We start from the raw sequence: 16,339 nt of genomic DNA on the forward strand, positions 1-16,339 counted from the left end.
TTATTATATTTTGGCCAAAGATAAAAAAAGCTTCACAGTTATGTGAAGCTTTAAAATATTTTATTTGTTCGACTTAAATTCTCTCAGCGGATGCCCAGTATAAATTTGTCTTGGTCGACCAATTGGTTCTTTGTTCTCACGCATTTCTTTCCATTGCGCAATCCAGCCTGGTAATCTTCCAATAGCAAACATCACTGTAAACATATCTGTAGGGATTCCTAATGCTCTGTAAATGATTCCAGAATAGAAATCTACGTTTGGATATAAGTTTCTGGATTTGAAATAATCATCTTCTAAAGCTGCTGTTTCTAATTTTTTAGCAATTTCCAAAATAGGATCTTCAACTCCTAAAGTCTCTAATACTTCTTTAGCCGCTTTTTTGATTATTCTTGCTCTTGGATCAAAGTTTTTATAAACTCTATGACCAAATCCCATTAAACGGAAAGGATCATTTTTATCCTTGGCCTTAGCCAAAAATTTATCTGTATCTCCACCGTCTTTATTAATTTCTTCTAACATTTCAAGTACAGCTTGATTTGCACCTCCATGAAGTGGTCCCCAAAGAGCAGAAACCCCTGCAGAAATTGAAGCGAATAAACCAGCATGAGATGAACCAACCATTCTTACAGTAGATGTAGAACAGTTTTGCTCATGATCTGCATGAAGAATAAATAATTTATCTAATGCATCTACAATAACCGGATTTGCTGAATAAGGTCCTGTAGGCAATTTAAACATTAACTGCATAAAGTTATCTACATAACCTGTTGTGTTGTCGTAATAATTTAACGGATAGCCCATAGATTTTCTATAAGTCCAAGTTGCAATTACAAGAAATTTACCCATTGTTTTACAAATGGCCTCGTACATTTCTTTTTCATTTTCAACGTTTACTGCTTTAGGATTAAACGCAGTTAGAGCACTTGTCAAAGCTGACAAAACTCCCATTGGGTGAGCCGTTTTCGGGAATCCGTCAATGATATTTTTCATTTCTTCGTTTACCAAAGTATGTTTTTTAATACCATTTTCGAATTGCTCTAATTCTTCAGCCGTTGGCAATTCACCAAAAATCAAAAGGTAAGATACTTCTAAGAAGTTCGCTTTTTCAGCTAAATCTTCTATTGAATATCCTCTGTAACGTAAAATTCCTAATTCTCCGTCTAAGAAGGTGATTTCACTTTTACATGATCCAGAATTCTTATATCCAGGATCAATAGTAATAATACCAGTTAAATCACGTAATTTGTTAATATCGATAGCTGACTCATTTTCGCTCCCCGTTATTACCGGAAGTTCAATTTTTTGACCATCTACTTCTAATGTAGCTATTTTTGACATAATATATCGGAAATAAATCTTTAAAATAATAATTTATCAAATCTAAGGAATTTAAGACTAATTAAAAAAAGAATCCTGCTATGAATTTGTTAAAACTCCAAAAAAAAACCATTCGCATAAACGAATGGTTTAAATTTAATATATAACTCTTACAATTATTTGATCTTGAAAGCGTTTAATCCAGGGAAATAAGCAGTGCTTCCCAGCTCTTCTTCGATTCTTAATAATTGATTGTATTTTGCCATACGATCAGATCGAGAAGCAGAACCTGTTTTAATTTGACCACAATTTAAAGCTACAGCTAAGTCAGCAATAGTATTATCTTCTGTTTCTCCTGAACGGTGAGACATTACTGAAGTATATCCTGCATTTTTAGCCATATTTACAGCTGCAATAGTTTCTGTCAAAGTACCAATTTGGTTCACTTTTACTAAAATTGAATTAGCAATACCTTTTTCAATTCCAGTTGAAAGACGCTCAACATTTGTAACGAATAAATCATCACCTACTAATTGAACTTTATGCCCGATTTTTTCAGTTAAAAGTTTCCATCCATCCCAGTCATTTTCATCCATTCCATCTTCAATCGAGATAATTGGGTATTTAGCTACTAATTCAGCCAAATATTCAACTTGTTCAGCAGAAGATCTAATTTTACCTGTTTCTCCTTCAAATTTAGAGTAATCGTATTTTCCATTTACATAAAATTCAGCAGAAGCACAATCTAGAGCAATCATAATTTCGTCACCAAAAGTATAACCAGCACTCTCAACTGCTTTTTTGACAGTATCCAAAGCATCTTCAGTACCACCAGCCAAGTTTGGAGCAAATCCACCTTCGTCACCAACAGCTGTACTTAAACCTCTATCGTGCAATACTTTTTTCAAACTGTGAAAAATTTCAGTTCCCATTTGCATAGCATGAGAAAAAGAAGTTGCTTTTACAGGAAAAATCATAAACTCTTGAAATGCAATAGGAGCATCAGAGTGAGAACCTCCATTGATGATATTCATCATTGGCACAGGTAATGTATTAGCAGAAACTCCACCAACATATCTGTATAAAGGTAATCCAAGTTCGTTTGCAGCAGCTTTTGCAGCAGCCAAAGAAACACCTAAAATAGCATTAGCTCCTAATTTAGATTTATTTGGAGTTCCGTCTAAATCGATCATCAATTGATCAATCGTATTTTGTTCAAAAACAGAAGTTCCAACTAATTCTTCAGCAATAACAGTATTTACATTGTTCACTGCATTCAAAACTCCTTTTCCTAAGAAAGCTTTTCCACCGTCACGTAATTCAACAGCCTCATGTTCTCCGGTTGATGCTCCAGATGGAACAGCAGCTCTACCTAAAACTCCGTTTTCAGTAATTACATCTACTTCAATAGTAGGATTACCTCTGGAATCAAAAATTTGTCTTGCGTGAACTTTTATTATAATACTCATTATTTTTGTTTTTTATTAATAAATTATAAATATTTTTCGAAATTATAAAAATATTTAATATTAAATACCACATTTAACAATTAAATACCTTTATTTTATTAACTACATCGTTTTAGCAGAAGCTCCTTTTATATTCTCAACAAATTGATCGAATAAATAAGAAGAGTCATGTGGTCCGGGACTTGCTTCAGGATGATATTGTACTGAAAAACAATTCTTATTTTTCATACGCATTCCAGCCACAGTATCATCATTTAAATGTATATGCGTAAGTTCTAATTCCGGATGACCGTTTAAAGCTTCTCTTTTCACAGCAAAACCGTGATTTTGCGAAGTAATTTCACCTTTACCAGTCAGCAGGTTCTTTACAGGATGATTAATTCCTCTGTGTCCACCAAACATTTTATATGTTTTAACTCCATTTGCCAAAGCAATTATTTGATGTCCTAAACAAATTCCGAACAATGGCTTATCATCTGCAATAATTCCTTTTGCAACTTCAATAGCTCCAAAAAGCGGATCTGGATCCCCAGGTCCATTTGAAAGAAAATATCCATCCGGATTAAATTCAGCTAAATCTTTGTAAGTTGAGTCGTATGGAAAAACTTTAATATAACAATCTCTCTTAGCAAGATTTCTTAAGATATTTTTCTTAATCCCTAAATCTAAAGCAGATATTTTATAAGTAGCATTTTCATCCCCAAAAAAATAAGGCTCAGTGGTTGAAACTTTTGATGCCAACTCTAAACCTTCCATATTTGGCACATTCGCCAATTCTTTTTTCAAATCTTCGACTGAAGTACCATCCGTGCAAATAACTGCATTCATAGCTCCATTGTCACGAATATAGCTCACCAACGCTCTCGTATCAACGTCAGATATACAGATCAAATTTTGCTTAATAAAATAATCCTCCAAACTTCCGGAAGAATCTTCTCTAGAATAATTAAAACTAAAGTTTTTACAAACTAATCCAGCAATTTTGATACTATCAGATTCAACTTCTAAATCATTAACACCATAATTCCCAATATGCGGATTAGTCGCAACCATAATTTGACCAAAATAAGAAGGATCTGTAAAAATCTCCTGATAACCGGTCATCCCTGTATTAAAACAAACTTCACCAAAAGTTTTACCGCTAATTCCGATCGATTTTCCGTGAAAAATAGTTCCATCACTTAGTAATAAAATGGCGCTTTGTCGTGTAGTGTATTTCATTATATAATTTGTATTGTTTTTAATTGTTCATGAAACTCCCGATGCTCATTTACATTTGTAATTAGATATTTTGCAAATTTACTTCTTTAAAAGAGTGCTTCCAAGATTTTTTAAAAATTTCATTCATAAAAATAAAACCTTATCATTTAAATAAGTTAAATTTTAATATTTTAAAAAAAACCAAAAAAAAAGGATAAACTAAAAATTAGCTTATCCTTGATTTCTATAGAATCATTACTTTCATAATTATTCAGAAGCTTCAGTAGTCGATTCTGATTCAGCAGCTGGAGCCTCAGAAGTCTCATCAGCTTTTTTTGCTTTACCACCACGACGGCTTTTAGCTTTTTTAACTTCTTTTTTACCTCCATTGTAAAGTTCATTGAAATCTACAAGTTCGATCATTGCCATATCAGCATTATCTCCCAGACGATTTCCAACTTTAATGATACGAGTGTATCCACCTGGACGGTCTCCAACTTTAGCAGCTACGTCTCTGAACAAGTCAGTTACCGCATATTTACTACGTAAGTAAGCAAAAACAATACGACGATTGTGAGTCGTATCTTCTTTTGATTTTGTGATTAAAGGCTCAACGAATTGTTTAAGCGCTTTAGCCTTAGCAACAGTAGTGTTAATACGTTTGTGCTCAATAAGAGAACAAGCCATATTAGCTAACATAGCTTTTCTATGTCCAGTCTGTCTGCTTAAGTGATTGAATTTTTTTCCGTGTCTCATTGCTATTTTAAATTTAATCCGCCATGGCGGATTGAATTATTCTTTATCTAATTTGTATTTAGCTAAGTCCATTCCGAAAGTTAAATTTTTAACAGCTACAAGTTCATCTAGCTCAGTTAAAGATTTTTTACCAAAATTACGGAATTTCATTAGGTCATTTTTATTGAACGATACTAAATCACCAAGTGTATCAACTTCAGCCGCTTTCAAGCAATTTAATGCTCTCACAGATAAATCCATATCAACAAGCTTAGTTTTAAGCAATTGTCTCATATGCAATGACTCTTCATCATACGATTCTGTTTGTGCAATTTCGTCAGCCTCGAGTGTAATTCTTTCGTCAGAAAATAACATGAAGTGGTGAATTAAAACTTTTGCAGCTTCAGTAAGAGCGTCTTTTGGATTAATAGATCCATCAGTTTTTATTTCAAAAACTAATTTTTCGTAATCTGTTTTTTGCTCAACACGGAAGTTTTCAATTGCATATTTTACATTTTTTACCGGAGTAAAAATAGAGTCTGTAAAAATGGTACCAATCGCAGCATTCTGTTTTTTGTTCTCCTCAGCAGGAACATATCCTCTACCTTTTTCGATTGTTAAATCGAAGTTCAATTTGATTTTAGAATCTAAATTACAGATAACAAGGTCTGGATTCAAAACTTGGAAACCTGAAATAAATTTTTGAAAATCACCTGCTGTTAATTGATCTTTACCAGAAACAGAAATTGTAACTGCTTCATTATCGATATCTTCAATTTGACGTTTGAAACGTACTTGTTTTAGATTAAGGATAATTTCGGTAACATCTTCAACAACACCTGAAATAGTAGAAAACTCATGATCTACACCTTCGATACGAACAGATGTAATTGCATAACCTTCTAATGCTGAAAGCAAAACTCTTCTAAGTGCATTACCAACTGTCAATCCATAACCAGGTTCTAAAGGTCTAAATTCGAATTTACCTTCAAAATCGGTTGAATCGATCATGATAACTTTATCGGGCTTTTGAAAATTAAATATTGCCATAAATTTCGACTAAGTCAATTATTATTTGTTGTACAACTCTACGATTAATTGTTCTTTAATGTTTTCTGGAATTTGAAGTCTTGCAGGCACAGAAACAAAAGTTCCTTCTTTAAGATCGTTGTTCCAAGTAATCCATTCATAAACATGACTTGAATTTGATAAAGATCTTTCGATAGCTTCTAAAGATTTAGATTTTTCACGAACTGCAACTTTATCACCAGGTTTAAGGTGGTAAGAAGCAATATTTACAACTTCACCATTAACAGTAACGTGTCTGTGAGAAACTAATTGTCTAGCGCCTCTTCTAGAAGGAGCAATACCCATTCTAAAAACAACGTTATCTAATCTTGCTTCACATAATTGTAAAAGAACTTCACCAGTAACACCTTTAGTAGCTGATGCCTTTTTGAATAAATTTCTGAATTGTTTTTCTAAAATTCCATAAGAATATTTAGCTTTTTGCTTTTCCATTAACTGAACAGCGTACTCAGATTTTTTTCCTCTTTTTTTAGCCATCCCGTGTTGTCCAGGTGGGTAATTTCTTTTTTCGAAAGATTTATCATCTCCGAAGATTGCTTCGCCAAATTTACGAGCAATTCTAGTTTTTGGACCAGTATATCTTGCCATTTCTAAAAAATTAAATTTAAGGTAGAGATTATGAATTCAGGTCAAATCCTTCGATAATCTATATTCTACCTTGTTTATACTATGAATAAATAAAATTAAACTCTACGTCTTTTTGGAGGACGACATCCGTTGTGAGGCATTGGAGTAACATCGATAATCTCTGTAACTTCAATTCCACCGTTATGAATAGAACGAATAGCAGACTCACGTCCGTTTCCTGGTCCTTTTACATAAACTTTTACTTTTTTAAGTCCAGCTTCAAGAGCTACTTTACTACAATCTTCTGCTGCCATTTGGGCTGCGTATGGAGTGTTCTTTTTAGAACCTCTAAAACCCATTTTACCAGCTGAAGACCAAGAAATAACTTCACCTTTTTTGTTAGTCAAAGAAATAATGATGTTATTGAAGGTAGCAGAAATATGAGCTTCTCCCGTTGATTCAACGATAACTTTACGTTTTTTTGCAGTTGCTTTAGCCATATTACTTATTATTTAGTTGCTTTTTTCTTGTTAGCAACAGTTTTTCTTTTACCTTTTCTTGTTCTAGAGTTGTTTTTAGTTCTTTGTCCTCTTAACGGAAGACCAGATCTATGACGGATACCTCTGTAACAACCAATATCCATTAAACGTTTGATGTTTAAAGAAACTTCAGAACGTAATTCTCCTTCAATTTTGAATGCTCCAACAGCTTCACGAATTGCTCCGATCTCGTCATCATTCCAATCTTGAACTTTTTTGTCTTGGCTAACTTGAGCTTTCTCTAAAATCTCAATAGCTCTACTTCTTCCTAATCCAAAGATATAGGTAAGTGCTATAACACCTCTTTTATTTTTTGGGATATCTACCCCTGCTATTCTTGCCATAATTATCCTTGTCTTTGTTTAAATCTAGGATTCTTTTTGTTTATTACGTACAATCTCCCTTTTCTACGCACAATGATGCACTCGGGACTTCTCTTTTTTACTGATGCTCTAACTTTCATAGTGAATATCCTTTAATATCGATAAGTAATTCTTGCTTTTGACAAATCATAAGGACTCATTTCTAGTTTCACTTTATCACCAGGTAATAACTTGATGTAATGCATACGCATTTTTCCAGAAATATGAGCAATTACGATATGTCCATTTTCTAACTCTACACGGAACATCGCATTTGATAATGCTTCGATGATTGATCCGTCTTGTTCTATTGCTGATTGTTTTGCCATATAAAAATTAAGCTACTGCTTTTCTATTTTTACCAGTCTTCATTAAACCATCATAATGTTTGTTTAACAAGTATGAATTGATTTGTTGAATAGTATCTATTGCAACTCCAACCATAATTATTAACGAGGTACCTCCAAAAAACATTGCCCAAGATTGTTGTACATCCATAATACTTACAACAATAGCTGGGAACACAGCAATCAAAGCAAGGAATAAAGATCCTGGGAAAGTTATTAAAGACATCACTTTATCAAGAAATTCTGAGGTTTCAGCTCCCGGACGAACGCCAGGAATAAAACCACCACTTCTTTTCAAATCATCAGCCATTTTGTTAGTAGGAACTGTAATCGCAGTATAGAAAAATGTAAATACAATAATTAAAGTTGCAAATACAAAGTTATACCAAAATCCAAACATATTACTAAAAGCGCCAACAATAGATTGTGATGTGTCTGATTTAGACAATCCAGCTACAGCTGCAGGTATAAACATAATTGCCTGAGCAAAAATGATTGGCATAACCCCAGAAGCATTAAGCTTAAGAGGAATCCATTGTCTATTACCACCTGCCAAATCTTGCTCATAATCCCCGCTTGTCGTACGACGAGCGTATTGAACAGGAATTCTACGTACTGCCATTGTAAGCAATACACAAGAAATAATTACTAATAACCAAACAATAATTTCAATAACTAACAACATTGGACCACCATTGTTATTGGTAACTCTGGTTGTAAACTCTTGAATAAAAGCTTGCGGTAAACGCGCCAAAATACCAACCATAATCAATAATGAAATTCCATTTCCAATACCTTTATCTGTAATTTTTTCTCCAAGCCACATAGCAAAAATAGTACCAGTAACTAAGATAATAACAGACGAAAACAAAAATTCAGGTGAATTAAAGCCTAGTAAGAATGCACTTCCAGGTAACGTTCTGTATAAATTATAGATATAAGTTGGACCTTGAACCAGTGTAATAGCTATAGTCAACCAACGAGTGATTTGATTAATCTTTTTTCTACCACTCTCTCCATCGTTTTGAAGTTTTTGCAAATAAGGAATCGCAATTCCCATTAACTGAACAACAATAGATGCAGAAATATAAGGCATAATACCTAAAGCAAAAACTGAAGCTTTAGAGAAAGCACCCCCTGTAAACATGTCTAGGATAGATCCTAAACCATTTTTAGTTTGTCCCGCTAAACCTGTTAATTGAGTTGCGTCAATTCCAGGCAGCGTTACGTGTGCACCAAAACGATATACTAAAAGCAATCCTAATGTAATTAAGATTCTATTTTTCAGTTCTTCGATTTTCCAAACATTACTTATTGATTCAATAAATTTCTTCATCTTAGTAGATAAGTTATATAGTTACAGCTTCTCCTCCAGCAGCTTCAATAGCAGCTTTTGCAGTAGCAGTAAATTTGTGGGCAGTTACTTTTAATTTTGCTTTCAACTCTCCTCTACCTAAAATCTTAACGATTTCATTTTTGGTAGCTAGACGATTTGACACGAAATCTGTCATAGAAACAGAATCAGTAATCACACCATTGTCTACTAATAATTGAAGCGTATCTAAATTAACACCTTCGTATTCTTTACGATTGATGTTTGTGAAACCAAACTTAGGTACACGTCTTTGAAGTGGCATTTGCCCTCCTTCAAAACCAATCTTTTTAGAATAACCAGAACGAGATTTTGCTCCTTTGTGACCTCTTGCAGAAGTACCACCTTTTCCTGAACCTTCTCCTCTACCTAATCTTTTATTTTGATTGTGTGTTGACCCTTCAGCTGGTTGTAAGTTACTTAAATTCATAACAGTATTTGTTATTTAGCTTCTTCGACAGAAACTAAGTGTTTAACTTTGTTTATCATCCCAAGGATAGCAGGATTCGAATCATGCTCTACAACTTGTCCCATTTTACGTAGACCTAAAGCTTCCAAACCTCTCTTTTGAGAAAGAGGACAGTTGATTTTGCTTCTTACTTGTTTTACTAATAATTTAGCCATAATTTCCTTGAATTAACCTTTAAAAACTTTTTCTAAAGAAACACCTCTTTGTTTTGCAACAGTATAAGCGCTTCTCATTTGTAATAAAGCATCAAAAGTTGCTTTTACCACGTTATGAGGATTTGATGATCCTTGAGATTTAGATAATACATCATGAATACCTACTGATTCAAGAACTGAACGAACAGCTCCACCAGCAATAACTCCTGTACCATGAGAGGCAGGAATTAAATATACACGCGCACCACCAAATTTACCTTTTTGTTCGTGAGGAACAGACTGTCCATTCAAAGGAATTTTTACTAAATTTTTCTTAGCATCTTCTACCGCTTTCGCAATTGCTTCAGAAACGTCTTTAGATTTTCCTAATCCATGACCAACTACTCCGTTTTCATCACCTACAACTACAATAGCAGAAAAACCGAAAGCTCTACCACCTTTTGTAACTTTAGTAACACGATTAACACTTACCAGACGATCTTTAAGTTCAAGACCACTTGGTTTTACCAATTCTACATTTTTGTATTTAGACATAATATATTAGAATTTAAGTCCAGCCGCTCTTGCGCCTTCTGCTAATGATTTAATACGACCGTGATACAAATATCCACCTCTGTCAAAAGTGATGGTATCAATCCCAGCTTTTAACGCTTTCTCTGCAACTAATTTTCCAACAGCAGCAGCGACTTCAACGTTAGTACCTTTTCCTATTTCTTTTTCTCTTGAAGATGCAGCTAAAATAGTAACTCCGTTTACGTCATCAATAAGTTGAGCATAAATTTCCTTGTTACTTCTAAATACAGATAGTCTTGGGTTAGCAGTAGTACCACTAATCGATTTTCTAATTCTGAATCTAATTCTCTGTCTTCTATCAGATTTTGTTAATGACATAATCTTATTTTTTAAGCTGATTTACCTGCTTTTCTTCTTAATACTTCACCCACAAATTTAACACCTTTTCCTTTGTACGGCTCTGGCTTACGGAAACCTCTGATTTTCGCAGCAACCTGTCCTAAAAGTTGTTTGTCAAATGATGTTAATTTTACGATAGGGTTTTTACCTTTTTCAGATATTGTTTCTAAAGCTACTTCTGGAGCAATTTCTAAAACAATATTGTGAGAATATCCAAGAGCTAAATCTAGCTTTTGACCTTGGTTTGAAGCTCTATAACCAACTCCAACTAATTCAAGTTCTTTTGTAAAACCTTCAGATACACCAATAATCATGTTATTGATTAATGATCTGTATAATCCGTGTTTTGCTCTTTGGTCTTTATGATCAGACGATCTTTCTAATAAAACTTGATCGCCTTCAACTTTTACAGTAATGTCCGAAAACTCCTGAGTTAGTTGACCTTTTTTTCCTTTTACTGTAACGATACCGTCCTTAACTTCAACAGTTACTCCCGCAACGATTACAACTGGGCTTTTACCTATTCTTGACATCTTATTTAGTCTTTAAAATTAGTATACGTAACAAATTACTTCACCACCTACATTTAATTGTCTCGCTTGTTTTCCAGTCATAAGACCTTTTGAAGTTGAAACAATAGCAATTCCTAATCCGTTAAGGATTCTTGGTAATTTGGCAGCACCTGCATATTTACGTAAACCAGGTTTACTAATTCTTTGGATATCTTTAATTACAGGCTCTTTAGTATCTTTATCATACTTTAAAGCAATTTTGATCGAACCCTGAACAGAGTTGTCTTCAAATTTGTAACTCAAGATATAACCTTGATCAAATAAGATCTTAGTTATTTCTTTTTTTAGATTAGAAGCTGGAATTTCAACAACTTTGTGGTTTGCAGCCACAGCATTACGAACTCTAGTCAAATAATCTGCAATAGGATCTGTATACATATTTATTTGATTGCGATTATGGTTTTCGGGAGGCACTCGCCTCCCGAACCTTTAATCAATTAAAATTATTTTTTGGTTTGCAAAAGTAGTAACTTATTGCGAGATTACCAAGACGCTTTTTTAACTCCGGGAATTAATCCATTATTAGCCATCTCACGGAAAGTTACACGTGAAATACCAAATTGACGAATATAACCTCTTGGTCTACCTGTTAATTTACAACGATTGTGTAAACGAACTGGCGAAGCATTTTTAGGTAATTTTTGTAAACCTTCAAAATCTCCAGCTTCTTTCAAAGCTTTTCTTTTCTCAGCATACTTAGCTACCGTTTTCTCTCTTTTCACCTCACGGGCTTTCATTGATTCTTTAGCCATGTCTTAATTCTTTTTAAAAGGTAATCCTAATTCAGTCAATAATGACTTTGCTTCCTTATCTGTTTGAGCAGTAGTAACAAATGTAATATCCATTCCTGAAATTTTGTTTACTTTATCAATATCAATTTCTGGGAAAATGATTTGCTCTAAAACTCCAAGGTTGTAATTACCTCTTCCGTCGAAACCAGTAGCTTTGATACCACTAAAATCTCTAACGCGTGGTAAAGCAGAAGTAATAAGTCTATCTAAAAACTCATACATTCTTTCACCACGTAAAGTAACTTTTGCTCCAATAGGCATCCCTTTTCTCAATTTGAATGACGCAACGTCTTTCTTTGAAATTGTAGATACTGCTTTTTGTCCAGTGATCTTTGTTAACTCATCAACTGCATAGTCAATAAGTTTTTTATCAGATACAGCTGCACCAACTCCACGGCTCAAAACGATTTTTTCAAGTTTTGGAACTTGCATTACGTTTGTATATCCGAATTCCTCTTTAAGAGCAGAGATTACTCTACTCTTATATTCTTCTTTTAGTCTAGGTGTATATGCCATTACTATAGTACTTGATTAGATTTTTTTGAAAATCTTACTTTCTTATCTCCCTCTACTCTAATACCAACTCTAGTTGTTTCCTTAGTTTTAGGATCAATTAGTGAAATGTTAGATATTTGTATAGAAGCTTCTTTCTTAACGATACCACCTTGAGGGTTTTTAGCACTTGGTTTTGTATGTTTCGAAACCATGTTTACACCTTCAACTATCGCTTTATTTTTCTCACGGTAAACACGTAAAACTTTACCTTCAGCACCTTTATGGTCTCCAGCAATAACTCTTACGATATCTCCTGATTTTATTTTTAGCTTTATCATCTTAAAACGAATTAAAGCACTTCTGGTGCTAATGATACAATTTTCATGAATTGTTTTTCACGAAGTTCTCTTGCTACCGGACCAAAAACACGTGTTCCTCTCATTTCCCCTGCAGCGTTCAAAAGAACACATGCATTATCATCGAAACGGATATAAGAACCATCAGCTCTTCTCACTTCTTTTTTGGTACGTACAACAACTGCAGTTGAAACAGCTCCTTTTTTAACGTTACCGTTAGGAGTTGCATCTTTAATAGATACTACAATCTTGTCACCAACAGAGGCATACCTTCTTTTGGTACCTCCTAAAACACGGATAGTTAAAACTTCTTTTGCTCCCGTGTTATCTGCTACTTTTAGTCTTGATTCCTGTTGTACCATAATTATTTAGCTCTTTCTAAGATTTCAACTAATCTCCAACATTTTGTTTTACTTAAAGGACGCGTTTCGCTAATTCTTACAGTATCTCCAATGTTACAGTCGTTTGTTTCGTCGTGTGCAACGTATTTCTTTGTTTTCAACACGAACTTACCGTATAATGGGTGTTTTACTTTTCTTACTTCAGCAATAACAATAGACTTATCCATTTTATTTGAAGTAACAACACCTATTCTTTCTTTTCTTAAATTTCTTTTTTCTTCCATCTTTCAGCAGAATACAATTATTGTAACTCTCTTTTAGTTAGCTCTGTAGCCAATCTTGCAACTGTTCTTCTTACACTTCTAATTTGAAGTGGATTCTCAATTGGAGAAATAGCGTGGGCCATTTTTAGGTCAGCATATATCTTCTTAGTTTGACTAAGTTTTTCTTGCAACTCCGCTGCAGAAAGATCTTTTATTTCTGATTGTTTCATAATATAATATAAATTATGCTTCGAAATCTCTAGCAACGACGAATTTAGTTTTTACTGGAAGCTTTTGAGCTGCAAGACGTAAAGCCTCTTTTGCAACTGATAAAGGAACTCCTCCAACTTCAAACATAATTCTTCCGGGTTTAACAACGGCAGCCCAATATTCAACGGCACCTTTACCTTTACCCATACGTACCTCAAGAGGTTTCTTAGTAATTGGTTTGTCTGGAAATATTTTGATCCATAATTGTCCTTCTCTCTTCATAAAACGAGTTGCAGCAATACGCGCAGCTTCGATTTGACGAGAAGTTAAGAACATTCCATCTTCATGTACAGATTTAATACCAAACATTCCATTAGAAAGTTCATGCCCTCTTTGAGAGTTACCTTTCATTTTACCCTTTTGTACCTTACGGTATTTTGTTCTTTTAGGCTGTAACATTTTTCTTTAGTTTAAAAATTTACTTTCTTTTACGAGCGTCTGGTTTTCCACCTTTATTAAAAGGCTTTCTATCTCCTCTCGGAGAATCGCCACCTTTACCACCACCAGTTCCAGATTGTTTTTTATCCATTCCTGCAAGCGGAGAAAGATCTCTCTTTCCATAAACTTCACCTTTCATGATCCATACTTTGATACCCATTCTACCATAAGTAGTGTGAGCTTCAGCCAAAGCATAATCAATATCAGCTCTGAAAGTTGATAGAGGAATTCTACCTTCTTTGAAACCTTCTGAACGTGCCATCTCTGCACCATTCAAACGACCAGAAATCAAAACTTTGATACCCTCAGCGTTCATACGCATAGAAGCAGCAATAGCCATTTTGATTGCACGTCTGTAAGAAATACGGCTTTCGATTTGACGAGCGATGCTTGTCGCCACAAGATAAGCATCTAATTCAGGTCTTTTGATTTCAAAGATGTTGATTTGAACCTCTTTGTCAGTAACTTTCTTAAGTTCTTCTTTTAACTTGTCTACCTCTTGTCCACCTTTTCCGATAATGATACCAGGTCTAGCAGTAGTGATAGTAACGGTTACAAGTTTTAAAGTTCTCTCGATGATTACTTTTGATACACTAGCTTTTGATAAACGAGCGTGGATATACTTTCTGATTTTGTGATCCTCGGCAAGTTTATCACCGTAATCATTTCCACCATACCAGTTTGAGTCCCACCCCCTGATGATACCAAGTCTATTTCCAATTGGATTTGTCTTTTGTCCCATGCTGCTTAAGAATTGCTTTGTGTGTTATTGATAGCCCCAAGCACGATTGTTACGTGATTAGAACGCTTTCTTATTCTGTGTGCACGACCTTGTGGAGCTGGACGAAGTCTTTTCAACATCATTCCACCATCTACTCTGATCTCCTTAACAAATAATCCAGCTTCTTCTAAATTACCTTCACTATTTTTTTGCTCCCAGTTGTTGATTGCAGATAATAATAGTTTCTCTAATTTTCTTGAAGCCTCTTTAGAACTGAATCTTAAGATGTTAAGTGCTCTTTCTACCTTCTGACCTCTTACCAAGTCCGCTACTAAGCGCATTTTTCTAGGTGAAGTAGGGCAGTTATTCAATTTTGCGAAAGCAATAGACTTATTAGCCTCTTTTCTCGCATCTGCTGTTTCTCTTTTACGAACTCCCATTGCTTCTTATTTTTTACCTTTATTTTTTGCTCCAGCATGACCTCTAAAAGATCTAGTTGGTGAAAACTCTCCTAATTTGTGACCTACCATGTTTTCTGTTACGTAAACTGGTACAAATTGACGACCGTTATGAACTGCGATAGTTTGTCCAACAAAGTCCGGAGTAATCATAGAAGCTCTAGACCAAGTCTTTACCACTCCTTTATTACCATTTTCAATGTTTTCCTGAACTTTCTTGTCTAACTTATAATGAACGAAAGGTCCTTTTTTTAATGAACGTGCCATATCTTATTATTTCTTTCTACGTTCTACGATATACTTGTTACTCGGGTTTTTCTTAGAACGAGTTCTATAACCTTTTGCTGGTATTCCATTTCTTGAACGTGGATGTCCACCAGAAGAACGTCCTTCTCCACCACCCATTGGGTGATCAACAGGGTTCATTGCAACAGGTCTTGTTCTAGGTCTTCTTCCTAACCATCTTGTTCTACCTGCTTTACCAGATACAACTAATTGGTGGTCTGAATTAGAAACAGCTCCAATTGTAGCCGAACAAGTTAACAAGATTAATCTTGTTTCCCCAGATGGCATTTTAATTGTAGCATATTTTCCATCTCTTGCCATTAATTGAGCAAATGTACCAGCTGAACGAGCGATTACCGCTCCTTGACCTGGACGTAACTCAATACAAGAGATTACAGTTCCTAAAGGAATTCTGCTTAAAGGTAATGTATTACCAATTTCAGGCTGAGATTCTGGACCAGAAACTAATTTCTGACCAACTTTCAATCCGTTTTGAGCAATAACATATGTTTTCTCTCCATCAGCGTAAGCTAACAAAGCGATAAATGCAGTACGATTTGGATCATATTCAATTGATTTCACTGTAGCTGGAATTCCTTCTTTTGTACGTTTGAAATCAATGATACGATATCTCTGCTTGTGACCACCACCCGTATAACGCATGGTCATCTTTCCTTGACTATTTCTACCTCCAGAGTTTTTTATCGGCGCTATCAAAGAGCGTTCCGGCTTATCAGTTGTAATGGCGTCATAACCATTCACAACTCTAAATCGCTGACCTGGGGTAATAGGTTTTAATTTTCTTACTGACATTTT

28 protein-coding genes are annotated in these 16,339 nt (G+C 34.6%); all 28 read right to left on the reverse strand.

The features are described from left to right. Window positions 1-60: 60 nt before the first annotated feature. On the reverse strand, window positions 61-1,338 hold the full coding sequence (locus KHA90_RS13050) for a citrate synthase (RefSeq protein ID WP_213300721.1): 1,278 nt from the start codon (window positions 1,336-1,338) through the stop codon (window positions 61-63). A gap of 155 nt (window positions 1,339-1,493) precedes the next feature. After that, window positions 1,494-2,786: a phosphopyruvate hydratase gene (gene eno, locus KHA90_RS13055; RefSeq protein WP_213300723.1), complete on the reverse strand. Its 1,293-nt coding sequence runs from the start codon at window positions 2,784-2,786 to the stop codon at window positions 1,494-1,496. A 102-nt stretch (window positions 2,787-2,888) separates the two neighbouring features. Next, window positions 2,889-4,007 carry a glutamine-hydrolyzing carbamoyl-phosphate synthase small subunit gene (carA, locus tag KHA90_RS13060; RefSeq protein WP_213300736.1) on the reverse strand — a complete coding sequence of 373 codons (1,119 nt, stop codon included), beginning with the start codon at window positions 4,005-4,007 and terminating at the stop codon, window positions 2,889-2,891. Window positions 4,008-4,253: 246 nt separating this feature from the next. Beyond that, window positions 4,254-4,742, reverse strand: coding sequence for a 50S ribosomal protein L17 (gene rplQ, locus KHA90_RS13065; RefSeq protein ID WP_213300739.1), 489 nt, complete (start codon window positions 4,740-4,742; stop codon window positions 4,254-4,256). A 36-nt stretch (window positions 4,743-4,778) separates the two neighbouring features. Continuing rightward, window positions 4,779-5,771, reverse strand: coding sequence for a DNA-directed RNA polymerase subunit alpha (locus KHA90_RS13070; RefSeq protein ID WP_026109818.1), 993 nt, complete (start codon window positions 5,769-5,771; stop codon window positions 4,779-4,781). 21 nt (window positions 5,772-5,792) lie between these two features. Beyond that, a complete protein-coding gene (gene rpsD / locus KHA90_RS13075; protein ID WP_026982953.1) occupies window positions 5,793-6,398 on the reverse strand; it encodes a 30S ribosomal protein S4 in 606 nt (201 codons plus the stop codon). 95 nt (window positions 6,399-6,493) lie between these two features. After that, window positions 6,494-6,877, reverse strand: coding sequence for a 30S ribosomal protein S11 (gene rpsK, locus KHA90_RS13080; protein ID WP_007803677.1), 384 nt, complete (start codon window positions 6,875-6,877; stop codon window positions 6,494-6,496). Between the two features lie 8 nt (window positions 6,878-6,885). Beyond that, window positions 6,886-7,260, reverse strand: coding sequence for a 30S ribosomal protein S13 (gene rpsM / locus KHA90_RS13085; protein ID WP_056245953.1), 375 nt, complete (start codon window positions 7,258-7,260; stop codon window positions 6,886-6,888). A 2-nt stretch (window positions 7,261-7,262) separates the two neighbouring features. Further along, window positions 7,263-7,379, reverse strand: coding sequence for a type B 50S ribosomal protein L36 (gene ykgO, locus KHA90_RS13090; protein WP_072945378.1), 117 nt, complete (start codon window positions 7,377-7,379; stop codon window positions 7,263-7,265). A gap of 12 nt (window positions 7,380-7,391) precedes the next feature. Further along, complete coding sequence (gene infA / locus KHA90_RS13095) at window positions 7,392-7,607, reverse strand: translation initiation factor IF-1 (protein WP_007136545.1); 216 nt, start codon at window positions 7,605-7,607, stop codon at window positions 7,392-7,394. 7 nt (window positions 7,608-7,614) lie between these two features. Beyond that, window positions 7,615-8,961, reverse strand: a complete 1,347-nt coding sequence (gene secY / locus KHA90_RS13100) for a preprotein translocase subunit SecY (protein ID WP_065450858.1) — start codon at window positions 8,959-8,961, stop codon at window positions 7,615-7,617. 13 nt (window positions 8,962-8,974) lie between these two features. Then, window positions 8,975-9,427, reverse strand: a complete 453-nt coding sequence (gene rplO / locus KHA90_RS13105; RefSeq protein ID WP_110305595.1) for a 50S ribosomal protein L15 — start codon at window positions 9,425-9,427, stop codon at window positions 8,975-8,977. Between the two features lie 11 nt (window positions 9,428-9,438). Continuing rightward, entirely contained in the window at window positions 9,439-9,621 is a 183-nt protein-coding gene (gene rpmD / locus KHA90_RS13110) for a 50S ribosomal protein L30 (protein WP_017495010.1), read from the reverse strand. Between the two features lie 12 nt (window positions 9,622-9,633). After that, the gene (rpsE, locus tag KHA90_RS13115) at window positions 9,634-10,158 is read right to left on the reverse strand and encodes a 30S ribosomal protein S5 (RefSeq protein WP_140507259.1); all 525 of its coding nucleotides are present in this window, start codon (window positions 10,156-10,158) and stop codon (window positions 9,634-9,636) included. 3 nt (window positions 10,159-10,161) lie between these two features. Continuing rightward, window positions 10,162-10,512, reverse strand: coding sequence for a 50S ribosomal protein L18 (rplR, locus tag KHA90_RS13120; protein WP_213300742.1), 351 nt, complete (start codon window positions 10,510-10,512; stop codon window positions 10,162-10,164). An 11-nt stretch (window positions 10,513-10,523) separates the two neighbouring features. Continuing rightward, complete coding sequence (gene rplF, locus KHA90_RS13125) at window positions 10,524-11,066, reverse strand: 50S ribosomal protein L6 (protein ID WP_213300745.1); 543 nt, start codon at window positions 11,064-11,066, stop codon at window positions 10,524-10,526. Between the two features lie 18 nt (window positions 11,067-11,084). After that, on the reverse strand, window positions 11,085-11,483 hold the full coding sequence (gene rpsH / locus KHA90_RS13130; RefSeq protein ID WP_213300748.1) for a 30S ribosomal protein S8: 399 nt from the start codon (window positions 11,481-11,483) through the stop codon (window positions 11,085-11,087). Window positions 11,484-11,587: 104 nt separating this feature from the next. Then, window positions 11,588-11,857, reverse strand: coding sequence for a 30S ribosomal protein S14 (gene rpsN / locus KHA90_RS13135; protein ID WP_007803655.1), 270 nt, complete (start codon window positions 11,855-11,857; stop codon window positions 11,588-11,590). Between the two features lie 3 nt (window positions 11,858-11,860). Then, a complete protein-coding gene (gene rplE / locus KHA90_RS13140) occupies window positions 11,861-12,412 on the reverse strand; it encodes a 50S ribosomal protein L5 (protein WP_083694052.1) in 552 nt (183 codons plus the stop codon). Between the two features lie 2 nt (window positions 12,413-12,414). After that, entirely contained in the window at window positions 12,415-12,729 is a 315-nt protein-coding gene (rplX, locus tag KHA90_RS13145) for a 50S ribosomal protein L24 (RefSeq protein ID WP_007803650.1), read from the reverse strand. An 11-nt stretch (window positions 12,730-12,740) separates the two neighbouring features. Next, entirely contained in the window at window positions 12,741-13,109 is a 369-nt protein-coding gene (gene rplN / locus KHA90_RS13150; protein ID WP_007803649.1) for a 50S ribosomal protein L14, read from the reverse strand. Window positions 13,110-13,111: 2 nt separating this feature from the next. Then, complete coding sequence (rpsQ, locus tag KHA90_RS13155; RefSeq protein WP_007803646.1) at window positions 13,112-13,372, reverse strand: 30S ribosomal protein S17; 261 nt, start codon at window positions 13,370-13,372, stop codon at window positions 13,112-13,114. 17 nt (window positions 13,373-13,389) lie between these two features. Next, window positions 13,390-13,581: a 50S ribosomal protein L29 gene (gene rpmC, locus KHA90_RS13160; RefSeq protein ID WP_007803639.1), complete on the reverse strand. Its 192-nt coding sequence runs from the start codon at window positions 13,579-13,581 to the stop codon at window positions 13,390-13,392. Between the two features lie 13 nt (window positions 13,582-13,594). Further along, window positions 13,595-14,020, reverse strand: coding sequence for a 50S ribosomal protein L16 (gene rplP / locus KHA90_RS13165; RefSeq protein WP_007803637.1), 426 nt, complete (start codon window positions 14,018-14,020; stop codon window positions 13,595-13,597). A 19-nt stretch (window positions 14,021-14,039) separates the two neighbouring features. After that, complete coding sequence (gene rpsC / locus KHA90_RS13170) at window positions 14,040-14,801, reverse strand: 30S ribosomal protein S3 (protein ID WP_007803635.1); 762 nt, start codon at window positions 14,799-14,801, stop codon at window positions 14,040-14,042. Window positions 14,802-14,806: 5 nt separating this feature from the next. Continuing rightward, window positions 14,807-15,220 (reverse strand): 50S ribosomal protein L22, encoded by a 414-nt coding sequence (rplV, locus tag KHA90_RS13175; protein ID WP_007803631.1) that lies wholly within the window; start codon window positions 15,218-15,220, stop codon window positions 14,807-14,809. A 6-nt stretch (window positions 15,221-15,226) separates the two neighbouring features. After that, window positions 15,227-15,505 (reverse strand): 30S ribosomal protein S19, encoded by a 279-nt coding sequence (rpsS, locus tag KHA90_RS13180; RefSeq protein ID WP_007803626.1) that lies wholly within the window; start codon window positions 15,503-15,505, stop codon window positions 15,227-15,229. Window positions 15,506-15,511: 6 nt separating this feature from the next. Beyond that, a complete protein-coding gene (gene rplB, locus KHA90_RS13185; RefSeq protein ID WP_059114053.1) occupies window positions 15,512-16,336 on the reverse strand; it encodes a 50S ribosomal protein L2 in 825 nt (274 codons plus the stop codon). Window positions 16,337-16,339 lie beyond the last annotated feature (3 nt).

This window comes from Flavobacterium psychroterrae (assembly GCF_018380615.1).
In the GTDB taxonomy this organism is placed as follows: Bacteria; Bacteroidota; Bacteroidia; order Flavobacteriales; family Flavobacteriaceae; genus Flavobacterium; species Flavobacterium psychroterrae.

Coding starts and splice junctions, on each gene's coding strand:
- secY (WP_065450858.1), bottom strand. CDS start 8,961: ATGAAGAAATTTATTGAATCAATAAGTAATGTTTGGAAAATCGAAGAA.
- rpsM (WP_056245953.1), bottom strand. CDS start 7,260: ATGGCAAGAATAGCAGGGGTAGATATCCCAAAAAATAAAAGAGGTGTT.
- rpsK (WP_007803677.1), bottom strand. CDS start 6,877: ATGGCTAAAGCAACTGCAAAAAAACGTAAAGTTATCGTTGAATCAACG.
- rpsH (WP_213300748.1), bottom strand. CDS start 11,483: ATGTATACAGATCCTATTGCAGATTATTTGACTAGAGTTCGTAATGCT.
- rpsN (WP_007803655.1), bottom strand. CDS start 11,857: ATGGCTAAAGAATCAATGAAAGCCCGTGAGGTGAAAAGAGAGAAAACG.
- rpmD (WP_017495010.1), bottom strand. CDS start 9,621: ATGGCTAAATTATTAGTAAAACAAGTAAGAAGCAAAATCAACTGTCCT.
- rplQ (WP_213300739.1), bottom strand. CDS start 4,742: ATGAGACACGGAAAAAAATTCAATCACTTAAGCAGACAGACTGGACAT.
- rplF (WP_213300745.1), bottom strand. CDS start 11,066: ATGTCAAGAATAGGTAAAAGCCCAGTTGTAATCGTTGCGGGAGTAACT.
- rplR (WP_213300742.1), bottom strand. CDS start 10,512: ATGTCATTAACAAAATCTGATAGAAGACAGAGAATTAGATTCAGAATT.
- rpsD (WP_026982953.1), bottom strand. CDS start 6,398: ATGGCAAGATATACTGGTCCAAAAACTAGAATTGCTCGTAAATTTGGC.
- KHA90_RS13070 (WP_026109818.1), bottom strand. CDS start 5,771: ATGGCAATATTTAATTTTCAAAAGCCCGATAAAGTTATCATGATCGAT.
- eno (WP_213300723.1), bottom strand. CDS start 2,786: ATGAGTATTATAATAAAAGTTCACGCAAGACAAATTTTTGATTCCAGA.
- KHA90_RS13050 (WP_213300721.1), bottom strand. CDS start 1,338: ATGTCAAAAATAGCTACATTAGAAGTAGATGGTCAAAAAATTGAACTT.
- rplV (WP_007803631.1), bottom strand. CDS start 15,220: ATGGGAGTTCGTAAAAGAGAAACAGCAGATGCGAGAAAAGAGGCTAAT.
- rplE (WP_083694052.1), bottom strand. CDS start 12,412: ATGGCATATACACCTAGACTAAAAGAAGAATATAAGAGTAGAGTAATC.
- rplO (WP_110305595.1), bottom strand. CDS start 9,427: ATGAATTTAAGTAACTTACAACCAGCTGAAGGGTCAACACACAATCAA.
- rpsC (WP_007803635.1), bottom strand. CDS start 14,801: ATGGGACAAAAGACAAATCCAATTGGAAATAGACTTGGTATCATCAGG.
- infA (WP_007136545.1), bottom strand. CDS start 7,607: ATGGCAAAACAATCAGCAATAGAACAAGACGGATCAATCATCGAAGCA.
- rplX (WP_007803650.1), bottom strand. CDS start 12,729: ATGATAAAGCTAAAAATAAAATCAGGAGATATCGTAAGAGTTATTGCT.
- rplB (WP_059114053.1), bottom strand. CDS start 16,336: ATGTCAGTAAGAAAATTAAAACCTATTACCCCAGGTCAGCGATTTAGA.
- rplN (WP_007803649.1), bottom strand. CDS start 13,109: ATGGTACAACAGGAATCAAGACTAAAAGTAGCAGATAACACGGGAGCA.
- rplP (WP_007803637.1), bottom strand. CDS start 14,020: ATGTTACAGCCTAAAAGAACAAAATACCGTAAGGTACAAAAGGGTAAA.
- rpsQ (WP_007803646.1), bottom strand. CDS start 13,372: ATGGAAGAAAAAAGAAATTTAAGAAAAGAAAGAATAGGTGTTGTTACT.
- carA (WP_213300736.1), bottom strand. CDS start 4,007: ATGAAATACACTACACGACAAAGCGCCATTTTATTACTAAGTGATGGA.
- rpsS (WP_007803626.1), bottom strand. CDS start 15,505: ATGGCACGTTCATTAAAAAAAGGACCTTTCGTTCATTATAAGTTAGAC.
- rpmC (WP_007803639.1), bottom strand. CDS start 13,581: ATGAAACAATCAGAAATAAAAGATCTTTCTGCAGCGGAGTTGCAAGAA.
- ykgO (WP_072945378.1), bottom strand. CDS start 7,379: ATGAAAGTTAGAGCATCAGTAAAAAAGAGAAGTCCCGAGTGCATCATT.